Source organism: Pseudonocardia oceani, assembly GCF_019263585.2.
GTDB classification, from domain to species: domain Bacteria; phylum Actinomycetota; class Actinomycetes; order Mycobacteriales; family Pseudonocardiaceae; genus Pseudonocardia; species Pseudonocardia oceani.
In genome coordinates this window covers 5,796,231-5,809,087 of sequence record NZ_JADQDF010000001.1, presented here as the reverse complement: position 1 = coordinate 5,809,087, position 12,857 = coordinate 5,796,231, and the positions used below count along the sequence as shown (strand labels likewise).

The following is a 12,857-nucleotide window of genomic DNA, read 5'->3' as shown; positions in this document are numbered from 1 at the left end:
CTGCCTCTCAGATGGCTCGGAAGGTGCGGTTGCCGAAGGCGGTGACCACGCGGCCGAAGCGCAGGCCCGGGAAGTGGGCGCCGACGACGAGGTCGGTGGAGTCGGCGACCTCGTCGGCGAGCGCGTTGCGCACCGCGCACGCCGCGACGGGGTCGACGTCGAAGACGGCCTCCCAGTCGCGCTCGCCCAGCTCGACCACGGAGTGGACGACGTCGCCGAGCAGCAGTGCGCGCTCGTCGCCGCTCGACACCACGTAGACGGTGGAGCCGGGCGTGTGGCCGGGCGCGGGGCGCGCGGTCAGGCCCGGGGCGAGCGTGACCTCGCCGTCGAAGACCTCCAGCCGCGGCTCCAGCGGGGACAGCTTGCGGACCGCGCCGGGATCGGCCGTCGGCGACGACACGAAGTGCGCCCAGTCGTCGGCGTGGACCCGGTAGGTCGCGTTCGGGAACACGACCCGCCCCTTCGTCGTGGCCCACCCGACGTGGTCGAAGTGCAGGTGGGTGAACACGACGTCGGTGACGTCGTCGGGGCCCAGCCCGTGGCCGCGCAGCGAGTCGAGCAGGCCGCCGCCCGCGTACTTCCCGTTGTCGATGGTGCCCACCCCGGCGTCGACGAGAACCGTGCGGTCACCGGTGCGGACGAGGAAGGCACCCAGGTCCAGGGTCAGCACGCCGTCGGCGTCGAGGTGCTCGGCGTGGCAGGACCACGCGTCGGACACGCCCGGACGGGTCAGCACCTCCGCGGCCGGTTCGCGGCCCGTGCCGTCGAGCACGGGCAGGACCTCGATCGACCCGATCCTCATCGGACACCCCCCGGGCGCAGGACGGTGCGGATGCCGCGGCCTGCGGCGAGCTCGTCGAGCGCGGCGTCCACGTCGGTGAGTGTGCCCGCCCCGGTGACCAGCTGCCGGAGGTCGAGGTCCCCGGCCCGGACCCAGTCGAAGAAGCGCGGCATGTCGGCGGCCGCGTCGAGCGAGCCGGCCACGCAGCCGCGCAGCGTCCGGGCGAAGTGGAACAGCTCCAGCGCGCTGAACGACACCATGTCGTCCCCGCCGCCGATGCCGACCACTGTGGCCGACCCGCCGCGGCGGGTCATGGACCACATGTCGCGAATCGCGCGCGAGGACCCGACGCAGTCGAAGACGAAGTCGGCGCCGCGGCCGTCGGTGAGGCCGCGGACGACCCTCCTCGTGCCGTCGTCGGCCGGGAGGAAGTGGGTGGCCCCGGCGGCGAGCGCCAGATCCGCCTTCTCGACGGTGCGGTCCACCGCGATGATCGTCGACGCACCGACGAGCCGGGCGCCCTGCACGACCGACAGCCCGACCCCGCCGAGGCCGATGACCACCACGGACGAGTCGTAGGAGACCTGCGCGGTGCTGACGACCGCGCCGACCCCGGTGGTCACCGCGCAACCCAGCAGGGCTGCGTCGGCGGTGTCGATGTCGTCGGGCACGGCGACGACGGCGCCGCGCGGCACCACGGTCTGCTCGGCGAAGGAACCGACCGTGAGTCCGGGATAGACCGGTTCGTCGTCGTGGGTGAGCGCGTAGGGCTCGCCCGCGCGCGACGATCCGGTGGCGCACAGGTGCGGCTCGTCGTGGGTGCAGTGGAAGCAGTGCCCGCAGGAGGTGATCCACAGCAGGATCACCCGCTGCCCGAGCTCCAGGTCGGTGACCCGCTCCCCCTTCTCGACGACGCTGCCGCACGCCTCGTGGCCCAGCACCGCGGGCAGCGGCTGCGCGAGCACGCCCCGAGCGAGCGAGAGGTCCGAGTGGCACACGCCGGTCTGCTCGATCCGGACGCGCACGTCGTCAGGACCGACCGCCCGCAATCGGATCGTCTCGACGGTCATCGGCTCGCCGACGGCCCGCAGGACGGCGGCGCGCACCGCGTGCGGGTACTCCTCGACGTCCGCGGGGGCTGCCTGGGTGGTCGTCATCGCTGAACCGCCTTGATCTCGCAGACGTCGGCGATGCCGTACTCACCGATCTCGCGTCCCGTCCCGGACTGCTTGAACCCACCGAACGGGGCACTGGGGTTGAACGCTGCACCGTTGACGTCGACCTGGCCGGTCTGCAGTCGGGCTGCGACGGCCAGTGCCGCGTCGCCGTCAGCTCCCCAGACGGCACCGCCGAGGCCGTAGATGCTGTTGTTCGCGATCGCGACGGCGTCGTCGTCGGAGGTGGCGGCGAGGATCGCGAGGACCGGGCCGAACACCTCCTCCTGGGCGAGACGGGAGTCGGGGTCGACGCGGGAGATCACCGCCGGTGAGACGTAGTAGCCCCGCTCGGGCAGGTCGGCACCGCCGAACACGGTGACGGCGGACGCGCCGCCGGACGCCGGGTCGAGGTAGGACTCGACCTCCTTGCGCTGCTCGGCGGAGACCAGCGGCCCCAGGCGGGTGCCGGGCACGTACTTCGCCGCGGCTGCGGCGGCCAGCTTCTCCACCTGCTCGAGCCGGTCGGCCGGCACGACGAGGCGCGACAGCGCGGTGCAGGTCTGGCCGCTGTTGAGGAAGCAGTTCGCCACGGTGATCTTGACGGCCTTGGCCAGCAGCTCGTCGTCGGCGTCGGCCAGCACCACGCTCGCCGACTTGCCGCCCAGCTCCAGGGTGACCCGCTTCAGGGTCTCCGCCGCGACCCCGGCGATGCGTCGCCCGACTGGCGTGGACCCGGTGAACGACACCTGGTTGACGTCCGGGTGGCGGGTGAGGAGGTCACCGACCACCCGCCCGCTGCCCGGGACCAGGTTGAACACACCGGCGGGCAGGCCCGCGTCGTCGAACGCGCGGGCGAGCTCGAACGCGGCCAGCGGGGTGAGCCCGGCCGGCTTGAGCACCACGGTGGCGCCGGCGGCCAGCGCCGGGACGACCTTCACGACCACCTGGTGCAGCGGCAGGTTCCAGGGCGTGATCGCCGCGACGACCCCCACGGGCTCGCGGCGGATCAGCGAGTTGCCGATCTCGCTGGTGAACGCGAAGTTCTCCAGGGCGTCGATCGTGGCGTCGATGACGGCGACGGGCGTGTCGACGTGCAGGCCGCGGGCGACCTTCGGCGGTGCACCCAGCTCGCGGGTGACCGTGTCGGCGAAGACGTCGGCGCGGACGGTGATGACGTCGCGGACCCGGCGCAGTACCGCGGCGCGCTCGGCGACGGGTGTGGCCGCCCAGGCGGGGAACGCCACGCGGGCTGCGGCGACGGCGGTCTCGACATCGTCCGTGGAGGCCTGTGTGACGACGCCGGTGACCTCCTCGGTCGCGGGGTTCAGCACCTCGAGGTCGCTGCCACCGCCGGGCACCCACCGCCCGTCGATGTAGAGCGCGGTCTCCCGCAGGATATCGGTCATCGGGTCCCCTCCTCGGGGTTGCTGGGCAGGACGAGGTTCAGGACGAGCTGCGTCGGGCGGACCGCCCCGCGACGGCGGCCGAGCAGCACGCCGATCAGCAGCCCCACCAGCGCGGTGGCGACGGGCAGTGCCTGCTTGAGCGCGGTGCCACTGCCGACGGACATCAGGTCGAGCGGCTCGACGTCGTCGATGCTGCGGGGCGGGGTCGGAGCGGCCGACGGTGCGGCGGCGGGCGCCCCGGAGGCCGCCATCTCCTCCTCCAACCGGGTGGCGAACTGCCCGATCAGCTTGCCGCTGACGTCGGCGATCACGCCTCGACCGAACTGGGCCACCCTCCCGGCCAGCTCCAGGTCGGTGTCGATGGTGACCTGCGTGCCACTGCCCTGCTCGGTCAGCTTCAGGTCGATCGTGGCGGCGGCGTTGCCCTGGCCGCGGACGTCGCGGCCCTCCGCCCGCAGCACCGCATGGTGGGCGGCGTCGTCGCGCTCGGCGAACCGGGCGATACCCTCGTACTGCGCGGTGACCGGTCCGACCTTGATCTTCACGGCCCCGCGGTAGTCGTCGCCGTCGATGCCGAGCAGTGCGGCTCCGGGCAGGCAGGGCGCCACGCGCTCGAGATCGGTGATGACCTGCCAGGCGCGGTCAACCGGCTGGGAGACGGTGAACGTGCTGCTCAGCTCCATGTCCGTTCCTTCCCGAGTTGCTGCTGCAGTTGAAAGCGGAGGATCTTCCCGGAGCCGGTGCGCGGGATCTGCTCCACCTCGATGAGCTTCTCGGGCATCTTGAAGATCGACAGTCGCTCTCGGGCGGTCGCCAGCACCGACTCGTGGTCCAGCGAGCCCGGTTCGCGCGGCACCACGAACGCCACCGCCACCTCACCGAGGTGGTCGTGCGGCGCACCCACGACGGCGGCGTCCCGGATCTCGTCGGAGGCGAGCAGCGCGTCCTCCACCTCGGCCGGGTAGATGTTCTCCCCGCCGCGGATGATCAGCTCCTTGGTGCGGCCGCTGATCCGCAGGTAGCCGTTCTCGTCGCGGCGGGCGAGGTCGCCGGTGCGGTACCAGCCGTCGACGAGCACGGCGGCGCTCGCCTCGGCCAGGTTGTGGTAGCCGGGCGTGACGTTCGGGCCCTGGACCCAGAGCTCGCCCTCCTCGCCCGGCAGGACGTCCCGGCCGCTCGCCGGATCGACCAGGCGCACGCTGAGGCCGGGCAGCGGCAGTCCGCACGAGCCCATCACCCGGGTCCCGGTGGGCCAGTTCATCGTGACCATCGTCGAGGTCTCGGTGATGCCGTAGCCGTCGAGCAGCGGCACGTCGAACGCCTTTTCGAAGCCCTCGTTGACCGCGGCGGGCAGGATCGCGCCCGCCGAGATGCACATCCGCAGGGCGGGGGCGTCGAGACCGTCCGGGCCGCCGCGGTCCAGCAGGTAGTGGAACATCGTCGGGACTCCGGGGAGGACCGTCACCTGACCCTCCGGCCCGCCGTGGCGCAGCCGGTCCTGGACCTCCTGCACGGAGAACCGCGGCAGGATGCGCTCGCTCGCCCCTACCGCCGCCACGCCGAGCACGCACAGCACGAGCGCGTAGGAGTGGAACAGCGGCAGCGCGGAGAGCACGACGTCGCCGGGGCCGAGCCCGGCGATCGGGGCCCAGCACGCGGCCACCACCCAGAAGCAGCCGCGCTGGGTGAGGTGCACGCCCTTGGGGCGGCCCGTGGTGCCGGAGGTGTAGAGCATCCAGGCCACGTCGTCGAGCTCGAGGCAGTCGCGCGGCGCCTCGTCGGCCGGCGCGGCCAGGAGGTCCGCGTACCGGACCTCGCCGGCGCTCGCCCCGGCGCCGACGACGATCACGGCGAGCGGGCCGCTGCGCTCGGCGGCGAGCGCCCGCACCACGTCGAGGTGCGCGTCGTCGGTGATCACGACACGGGCGCCGCTGTCGTCGAGGATGTGCGCGACCTCGGCCGGTGCCGCTCCCGGGTTGGCGCACACCGCGATCGCCCCGGCCCGCGGGATCGCGAGGTAGGACTCGGCCACCTCCACCCGGTTGTCCAGGTGCAGCAGGACGCGGTCACCGCGGTCGACGCCCAGCCCCTGCAGGTGGCCGGCGAGACGGGCGGTCGAGGCCGCGAGCGCGCCGTAGGTGATCGACCGCTCGTCGTCGACGAAGGCAGTGGTGTCCGGACGCAGGCGGGCGTGCGCGTCGAGCGTCTCCGACACCGTCCTGATCAGTTCCGTGTGCAGCACAGCGACCCCTCTCCGGTCAGTGGGTGGAGACCGTGGCCTGCTCGGAGCCCAGGCCGGTCTGGGAGCGGACCTGCAGCTCGTCGAAGGAGCGCGTGGCGCCGCGCTCGCTCGACAGCACCGACCCGAACCAGCAGGCGAGGAAGCCCACCGGGATGGCCACGAGGGTCGGGTACTCGATCGGGTAGGGCGCGGCGGCGGCGCCGCCGGGCCAGACCGACGGCCCGAGCACGATCAGCGCGATCGAGGTGACCAGTCCCGCGGTGATGCCCGCGATCGCCCCGGTCGTGGTGAAGCGGCGCCAGGTCAGGGCGAGCAGCAGGGCCGGGAAGTTGGCGCCGGCTGCGACCGAGAGGGCGAGACCCACGAGGAAGGCGACGTTGAAGTTCGGCCCGGCGACCAGCGTGATGACGATCGCGACCCCGCCGATCCCGGCGGCGGCGTACCGGGCGATGGCGGTCTCGTCCCCGGCCTCGCGGCCGCGGCGGACCACGTTGGTCCACAGGTCGTGGGCGACCGCACCGGACGCCGAGAGGACCAGCCCGGCGACCACGGCCAGGATCGTGGCGAACGCGACCGCCGAGACGAACGCGGTGAACAGGTCGCCGCCGACCGTGCCGGCCCCGCCGCCGAGGAACTCCGCCAGCAGCGGGGCGGCCAGGTTGCCGCTCTTGCCCACACCCTCGGCGGCCTCCGGCGGGAGGACCGCGCGGGCCCCGAAGCCGATGACCGCCGTCATGACGAAGAACGAGCCGATCAGGGCAGTGGCCCAGCCCGCAGAGGAGCGGGCCCGCTTGGCGTCGGGGACGGTGAAGAAGCGGATGAGGATGTGCGGCAGCGCGGCCGTGCCGATCGCGAAGGCGAGCGCGACGGAGACGGTGTCGAGGAACGAGCGCCCCGAGCCGCCGGGCATCAGGTAGGCGTCCCCGGCCGGGCTGTTCGCCGCCGCGGTCGTGAACAGCACCTCGAGGCTGAACCCGGTCTGCACCAGCACCCCGACGGTCAGCGCAAGGCCCGCGGACAACAGGAGGACGGCCTTGATGATCTGCACCCAGGTCGTGGCGAGCATCCCGCCGAACACGACGTAGCCGAGCATCGCGACGCCGGTCAGGACGACCGCGGGCACGAAGTCCAGCCCGGTCAGCGCGCGGATCAGCACACCGGCGCCGACCAGCTGCGCCACCAGGTAGATGACGGCGACCAGGACCGTCGATGCGGCGGTCGCTGCGCGGACGGGACGCTCGCGCAGGCGGAACGACAGGACGTCGGCGACGGTGTACCGGCCGGCGTTGCGCATCCGCTCCGCGAACAGCAGCAGGATGAGCACGAACGCCACCAGCGTGACCGACGGCATGATCCACCCGTCGAACCCGGACAGGTACATCAGCCCGGTGAAGCCGAGGAACGTGGCCGCGGACATCAGGTCACCCGCGATGGCCAGGCCGTTCTGCGGCCCGGAGATGCCCCGGCCGGCCGCGAAGAAGTCGGTGGCCGAGCTGGTGCGCCGCGACGCCCAGACGGTGACCAGCACCGTGACGCCCACGATCAGGGCGAAGGCGAGGAGCCGCGTCGTGTTCACGCCCGCACCGCCGCGAGCGCCAGGACCCGGTCCTCGAGACCGGAGAAGACCGTCGTCGACAGGCGCAGGTAGCGCCAGGTGAGGAACCAGGCCAGGACGAACTGGCTCAGGCCGAGCAGGAAACCCACCGTCATCCCGGCCACGACCACCGTGCCGGCGAAGGCCGGGGCGGCCCCGACCACCGCGAGGAACACGGCGAACCAGGTGAGGATCGCCGCGGCGGCGACGCGGACGAACCGTCCGCGCCGGGCGACCAGCGCCCGGAACTCCTCGGAGCGCTGCACCGCCGACCAGTCGATCGCAGGGCTGATTCGGCTCGTCATCGAGTTGCCTCTCGGTGCGCAGGGGGGCTACGAGCTAACGCTCGTTCGTAGCTGGGAAGCTAGCTAACGCTCATTCGTATGGCAAGGGTAGAGTCGCCGGCATGTCCCCGGTGCGTGCCGATCCAAGTCCTCCCGACGTCCGGGCCGGGGTCACGTCCGACGCCGTCCTGGACGCCGCACTCACCGTGTTCGCCGCCCGTGGCTACCACGGAACCGCCGTCAGCCAGATCGCCGCCGACCTGGGGATACGCACCTCGAGCCTGTACAACCACATGCGCTCCAAGCAGGAGCTGCTCGAGAAGATCGTCGAGCGCACGCTCGACGAGGTGCTCGCCGACTTCGAGGGTTCGGTGGCCGGCGTCACCGATCCCGTCCAGCGCCTGCGCCGCGCGGTCCGGATCTACGCGCTGCGCCACGCGACGCACCGCCGAGAGGCACTGGTCGTCAACCGCGACACCACGAACCTCCCGGAACCCGCGCTGACCCGGATGCGGGAGCGCCGCCGCGACCACGAGCGGGCCGTCCGGGCCGTGATCGGTGACGGCATCGCCGCCGGCGTGTTCCGCGTCGACTCCCCCGCCCTCGCGTCGTTCGCGATCCTGGAGATGTGCGTCAGCATCGCGCGCTGGTTCCGCGAGGACGGGTCCCGCACCGCCGAGCAGGTCGCCGACGAGTACACCGACTTCGCACTGCGGATCGTCGGTCACACGGAGATGGACGCCGATGACCAGGACCGGTGAACGCACCACGGTCACGAGCGCGGCCGTCCTCGACTCCGCTCTGACCCTGTTCGCCGAGCTCGGCTACCACGGCACCGCGCTGAGCCAGATCGCCGAGTCGCTCGAGGTCCGCACCCCCAGCCTGTACAACCACATGCGTGGCAAGCAGGGCCTCCTGCTCACCATCGTCCGGGGCACCGTCACGGGCGTGCTCGACGACTTCGCGGCGGCGACGGACGGCCTGACCGACCCCGGGGACAAGCTGCGTGCGGCAGTCCGCGCCTACGCGCTGCGCCACGCGTCGCACCGCCGCGAGGCGATCGTGGTCAACCGCGACACCTCCAGCCTGGACGAACCGCACCGCTCGGAGATGCAGGAACTCCGCCGCCGACACGACCACGCGCTGCGCGCGATCATCGAGGAGGGAGTGACCGCGGGACGGTTCTCGGTCGACTCTCCCGCTCTGGCCTCGTTCGCGATCCGGGAGATGTGCGTCAGCGTCGCCCGCTGGTTCCGGGACGACGGACCCCGCACGGCCGACCAGGTCGCAGATGAGTACACCGACTTCGCGATGCGCATCGTGGGCTCGAGGTGACCTGACCCGCCGCCGTCACGCTCGGTCCGCCCCGGTGACGTCGCGCACGAGGAGGGCCACCAGCGCGCCACCGGCCACGCGCCCCACATCGTCGAGCTTGCAGCGCTCCGACTCCGAGAACCGAACCACCACCCGGTAGTACCGCACCTCACCTGCACGAGCTCGCCGGCGTCCCGCAGCCAGGCCGATCCATCCAGGGCGACAGGCGACCATCGCGGCCGGATCGATGCGTGGTCACGCCAGACGCCGAGTCGTCCGCGACGACCACGCACCGCCCGCCTGCCCCATCGGGAACGCCCCCGTTCCCGCCCTTCCGAGCCAGAAGGCTGCCATCGGCATATCTCGCTGAACTGTGGTCACCTGCGCACCCCGACCGATACGGCCGACGAGTAACAGGCCAGCCCGCCGGCCCGATGTCCGGGCGAGACCGCTCCGGCACCGCGACCCGACTCCGCGCGCGTCGGCTGCAGCTGGGGTGGATGGGGGCGCGACGATGGGTTTCGGGTTCCGGGTCGGCGTGCCAGGACTGGGCATCCGCGTGTCGGCCCGCGGAGTCCGGGCCTCGGCCGGGCCGCGGATCGCGCGCGTCAGCGTCGGGTCCGGTGGCAACCGGGTCTCCAGCGGACTCGGCCCGTTGTTCGCCTCGACCTCGCTGAGCAGCGGCCGTCGCACGACCACCAGCCGCCGCAGCCCCCCCCCCCCCCCCCCCCCCCCCCCCCCCCGCACCCCCCGCACCCGATCCACCGGTCCCTCACCGGCGCAGCTCGACCGCGCCCGACGCGCCGCCGAACGCGCCCAGGCCGAGCCGAGCGCCACGCCCGCATCGCCGAGCTCCGCGAGCTGCGCCGCCGGTCCACCACCAGCGTGCACCTCCAGCAGTTCCCACCGCGCACGCACCCGACATCCCGCCACCCCCCCGCACTCACCCCGGCATGGGCCACCGCCGAGGCCGAGGCGTTCCACCTGCGCGGCATCGGCCGATTCTCCCGATCGGCCCGAGCTGCCGCACGCGCAGCCGCAGCCCAGGACGCCACGGCCTACCTCGCCACCGAGCAGACCCGTCTCACCCGCCTGCACCACGACCTGAGCCGCCAGGCCGCCACCTGGTGGCAGGCCGTGCTCGCCTCAAGACCCTCACCAAGCGCGACCGCACCCTGTGGTGGCTCACCGTCATGGGCTCCAACGTCCTCGCCACCGGCACCGAAGCCCTCGCCACCGCACCCGCCGTCGACGCCGTCGACCTGGCCGTCCTGAGCCGCATCCCCGACACCGGACGACTCGGCGTCGTCGCCCAAGGCCGCTGGACCCGCCACGCCCTCGCCGCCGCCACCCTGCGCACACCCGAGGACGCCCTGCGGTTCCTCGACCTCGGCGAGGACGTCACCTGCACCGCGAGGACCACCACCGCCCGCATCACCGCCATCGACACCGCGGCGAACCCGGGCCTGCAGGCACTGGTCGACACCGCGATCGACGACGGCCTCGACGACCACCACCCCGAGCCCGCACCCGAGCAGGCCGACCCCTACGCCATCGTCCCCTTCGCCGACTGGACCGCCCAACCCCCGCCACCACCACCGGCCCCGACGCAGGCACAACCCCTCACCCCCGGCCAGAACCTCGTGCTCCCCGACGACGCCGAGACCGACCTGACCCTCGACTTCCGCTTCGCCGGAGCCGACGCCGACCTCACCCTGCTCCTGCTCGCCACCGACGGGCGCGTCCGCAGCGACACCGACTTCGCCTTCTACAACCATCCCGTCACCGCCGGCGGCGCAGCCCGGCTCCTCGGCAAGACAGCAGCGAGGACGCACACCGTCGAACGCGCCTCGGTGCGCCTGGCCGCACTCCCCCACGACGTCCACCGCATCGCCGTCTCCATCAACATGGACGTCGACACCGGCCTGACCTGCGGAGCCCTCCACGACGCCGCACTGACCATCACCGGCCCCACCACCGCCTGGACCATCCCCACCCCGGCCGACCCCCAGATCCGCGCCATGGTCCTCGCCGAGCTCTACCGCCACACCCACGACACGCGACCGGTCTGGAAGCTCCGCGCCGTCGGCCAGGGCTGGGCCGACGGCCTCGCCGGACTCGCCCGCGCCCACGGCGTCGACATCACCTGAAAGCTGACCGCCTGACCACGGGTGGCAACAGATCGACCACGCTCCTGTCCCGTCGATCGGTGCGCCACGGATCAGTTGTCCCCATCGGTCGTTCCGTGGTCGACGCGCCCGGCCGGCCCATGCTCGACCACGCGACAGCCACGGTCCGACCGCCTCCGACCACGAGGTCGGACGTCGGGTTCCGGACCATCGAGCTAGATCGCCGCGCAGTGCGCGATCATCGCACCCGCTGGAGTCGATCATGAATTCGCACGACACGTGGTTCACGACCGAAGAGCTCGCGGACCTCCTCGGTGTCGATCCCTCGTCGGTGCGTCGGTGGCGCACCGCCACGCCACCGGAGGGGCCCCCGTTCGTCCGGGTCTCGGCGCGACACACCATCTACGCGAGGACGGATGTCGAGGCCTGGCTGGAGCAGCAGCGCAGCGATCCGGGCACCGCCGCGTGACCGTCCCCGGCGTCCCTCTCGGTGTTCTGCTGCACGGCGCGATCGAGGAACGACCCGACCGTCCGCTCCGGTTCCGCGCCCGGGTCCGGTGGACCGATCCCGCGTCGGGCAGGAGGCGGTCGAAGTCCGAGGCCTTCGCCGCCGAGGAGCTGGCCACCGCATGGGTCGATCAGATGCGACGCCTGGCACTGGGCGGCGTCCACCCGGGAACGGCCACCGTGACGCTCGCCGAGTACGGCGAGGCCGTCATGCCGCTTGCGCTGCGCGGTCTGGAGGCCAAGACGCTGGACCCCTACCTGTCGGGCTGGCGACGACGTGTCGTCCCGTCACTCGGTCATCTCACACCCCGGATGATCACCAACGGTGCTGTCGACCGCGCCGCGGGCGGCTGGATCGCCGACGAGTGCAGCCGCTCCACGATCAAGAACAGCCTCGCCGTCCTCGTCCGCGTCATGGAGCAGGCGGTGCGGGACGGCATCGTTGATCGGAACCCGGCCCGCATCACCGGGTGGCAGCACCAGTTCCGTGCAGCCGAGGACGAACTCGACGATCCCCGCTCACTCGCGTTGCCCGACTGGGACACGCTGATCCGGCTGGCCGACGCACTCGTGGCGAGATCGGCCGACCAGCACGGCGGTTGGGGCGACGTCACCGTCTTCGCCGCCTGCACCGCCGCGCGAATCGGAGAGGTCTCCGGGTGCCGCGTCGGCGACATCGACACCCGGACCTGGGTGTGGACCGTCCGACGCCAGACCACACCCTCACCCGGCGGGCTCGTCGACAAGGGCACCAAGGGCAAACGCGCGCGGGTCGTGCCGCTGATCGCCGACGTCCGCGAGCTCGTCGCGCGCCGGATCGCCACCGCAGACGGACGGCCCGACGCCCGTCTCTTCACCGGACCACGGGGCGGGCGCATCACCACCGCCGTCCTCCGCGACGCCACACACTGGGACGAGGTCGTGAGCTCGCTCGGCCTGGAGCACCTCCGGCGCCACGCCCTGCGCCACACCGGGCTCACGTGGATGGCCGACGCAGGAGTGCCCGTGCACGTCCTGCGCGTCATCGCCGGACACGGATCGCTGACGACGACGCAGTGCTACCTGCATCCTGACCGCCGCACCATCACCGACGCCGGAGAGGCGCTCACCGCCTACCTCCGCACGCCGCGGTCCCCGAGCGGTCCCCAGCCCGAGGCGATGTAGATCATGAAGATGCGGACCGCCGCCGGACGAGCACCGAAGACCGCGCACGAAACAGCAGGTGGAACAACGAAACGGGCGGTTCGCCACGAAGGAGAACCGCCCGTTTCGACCGTCGGGACGACAGGATTTGAACCTGCGACCCCTTGACCCCCAGTCAAGTGCGCTACCAAGCTGCGCCACGTCCCGGCCGCCCCCGAAGAGGCTCGATCAGCCTACCCCACCCCCGACCGCCGCCCTCGCTCGCCCTGCTGGGCCCGGGAAGCGGTGGCCGGGGACCCA

Annotated in this window: 12 protein-coding genes and 1 tRNA gene; 5 read left to right on the top strand and 8 right to left on the bottom strand. The window is 72.6% G+C overall.

The window, feature by feature from the left end; all coding sequences use genetic code 11:
* Window positions 1-7 precede the first annotated feature (7 nt).
* From I4I82_RS29095 to I4I82_RS29065, 7 genes are read right to left on the bottom strand one after another with little or no spacing between them, the layout of a single operon-like run.
* The gene (locus I4I82_RS29095; protein WP_218592986.1) at window positions 8-802 is read right to left on the bottom strand and encodes an MBL fold metallo-hydrolase; all 795 of its coding nucleotides are present in this window, start codon (window positions 800-802) and stop codon (window positions 8-10) included.
* Entirely contained in the window at window positions 799-1,938 is a 1,140-nt protein-coding gene (locus I4I82_RS29090) for a zinc-binding dehydrogenase (RefSeq protein WP_218592987.1), read from the bottom strand. Before I4I82_RS29090 ends, I4I82_RS29095 begins: the two co-directional genes overlap by 4 nt.
* Window positions 1,935-3,344 (bottom strand): aldehyde dehydrogenase family protein, encoded by a 1,410-nt coding sequence (locus I4I82_RS29085; RefSeq protein ID WP_218592988.1) that lies wholly within the window; start codon window positions 3,342-3,344, stop codon window positions 1,935-1,937. The genes I4I82_RS29090 and I4I82_RS29085 overlap by 4 nt, the downstream gene beginning before the upstream one ends.
* Complete coding sequence (locus I4I82_RS29080) at window positions 3,341-4,027, bottom strand: SRPBCC family protein (protein ID WP_218592989.1); 687 nt, start codon at window positions 4,025-4,027, stop codon at window positions 3,341-3,343. The genes I4I82_RS29085 and I4I82_RS29080 overlap by 4 nt, the downstream gene beginning before the upstream one ends.
* Entirely contained in the window at window positions 4,018-5,586 is a 1,569-nt protein-coding gene (locus I4I82_RS29075; protein ID WP_218592990.1) for a class I adenylate-forming enzyme family protein, read from the bottom strand. The genes I4I82_RS29080 and I4I82_RS29075 overlap by 10 nt, the downstream gene beginning before the upstream one ends.
* Before the next feature lie 16 nt (window positions 5,587-5,602).
* Window positions 5,603-7,162, bottom strand: coding sequence for a solute symporter family protein (locus tag I4I82_RS29070; protein ID WP_218592991.1), 1,560 nt, complete (start codon window positions 7,160-7,162; stop codon window positions 5,603-5,605).
* Entirely contained in the window at window positions 7,159-7,485 is a 327-nt protein-coding gene (locus tag I4I82_RS29065) for a DUF485 domain-containing protein (protein ID WP_218592992.1), read from the bottom strand. Before I4I82_RS29065 ends, I4I82_RS29070 begins: the two co-directional genes overlap by 4 nt.
* Before the next feature lie 101 nt (window positions 7,486-7,586).
* Between I4I82_RS29065 and I4I82_RS29060 the strand changes: the two genes are divergently transcribed.
* From I4I82_RS29060 to I4I82_RS29040, 5 genes are all read left to right on the top strand, one after another.
* On the top strand, window positions 7,587-8,225 hold the full coding sequence (locus I4I82_RS29060) for a TetR/AcrR family transcriptional regulator (RefSeq protein WP_218592993.1): 639 nt from the start codon (window positions 7,587-7,589) through the stop codon (window positions 8,223-8,225).
* The gene (locus I4I82_RS29055) at window positions 8,209-8,799 is read left to right on the top strand and encodes a TetR/AcrR family transcriptional regulator (protein WP_218592994.1); all 591 of its coding nucleotides are present in this window, start codon (window positions 8,209-8,211) and stop codon (window positions 8,797-8,799) included. The genes I4I82_RS29060 and I4I82_RS29055 overlap by 17 nt, the downstream gene beginning before the upstream one ends.
* A 1,106-nt stretch (window positions 8,800-9,905) precedes the next feature.
* Window positions 9,906-10,928, top strand: coding sequence for a TerD family protein (locus tag I4I82_RS29050; RefSeq protein WP_218596248.1), 1,023 nt, complete (start codon window positions 9,906-9,908; stop codon window positions 10,926-10,928).
* A gap of 241 nt (window positions 10,929-11,169) precedes the next feature.
* Window positions 11,170-11,376: a helix-turn-helix transcriptional regulator gene (locus I4I82_RS29045; protein ID WP_218592725.1), complete on the top strand. Its 207-nt coding sequence runs from the start codon at window positions 11,170-11,172 to the stop codon at window positions 11,374-11,376.
* Window positions 11,373-12,578 (top strand): tyrosine-type recombinase/integrase, encoded by a 1,206-nt coding sequence (locus I4I82_RS29040; protein WP_218592726.1) that lies wholly within the window; start codon window positions 11,373-11,375, stop codon window positions 12,576-12,578. Before I4I82_RS29045 ends, I4I82_RS29040 begins: the two co-directional genes overlap by 4 nt.
* 112 nt (window positions 12,579-12,690) lie before the next feature.
* Here the strand turns inward: I4I82_RS29040 and I4I82_RS29035 are convergent.
* Window positions 12,691-12,764 (bottom strand) — tRNA-Pro (locus I4I82_RS29035).
* Between the last annotated feature and the right edge of the window lie 93 nt (window positions 12,765-12,857).

Excerpts from the sequence above, each read along its gene's own strand:
- I4I82_RS29095 (WP_218592986.1), bottom strand. The coding sequence starts at position 802 with ATGAGGATCGGGTCGATCGAGGTCCTGCCCGTGCTCGACGGCACGGGC.
- I4I82_RS29090 (WP_218592987.1), bottom strand. The coding sequence starts at position 1,938 with ATGACGACCACCCAGGCAGCCCCCGCGGACGTCGAGGAGTACCCGCAC.
- I4I82_RS29085 (WP_218592988.1), bottom strand. The coding sequence starts at position 3,344 with ATGACCGATATCCTGCGGGAGACCGCGCTCTACATCGACGGGCGGTGG.
- I4I82_RS29080 (WP_218592989.1), bottom strand. The coding sequence starts at position 4,027 with ATGGAGCTGAGCAGCACGTTCACCGTCTCCCAGCCGGTTGACCGCGCC.
- I4I82_RS29065 (WP_218592992.1), bottom strand. The coding sequence starts at position 7,485 with ATGACGAGCCGAATCAGCCCTGCGATCGACTGGTCGGCGGTGCAGCGC.
- I4I82_RS29060 (WP_218592993.1), top strand. The coding sequence starts at position 7,587 with ATGTCCCCGGTGCGTGCCGATCCAAGTCCTCCCGACGTCCGGGCCGGG.
- I4I82_RS29055 (WP_218592994.1), top strand. The coding sequence starts at position 8,209 with ATGACCAGGACCGGTGAACGCACCACGGTCACGAGCGCGGCCGTCCTC.
- I4I82_RS29045 (WP_218592725.1), top strand. The coding sequence starts at position 11,170 with ATGAATTCGCACGACACGTGGTTCACGACCGAAGAGCTCGCGGACCTC.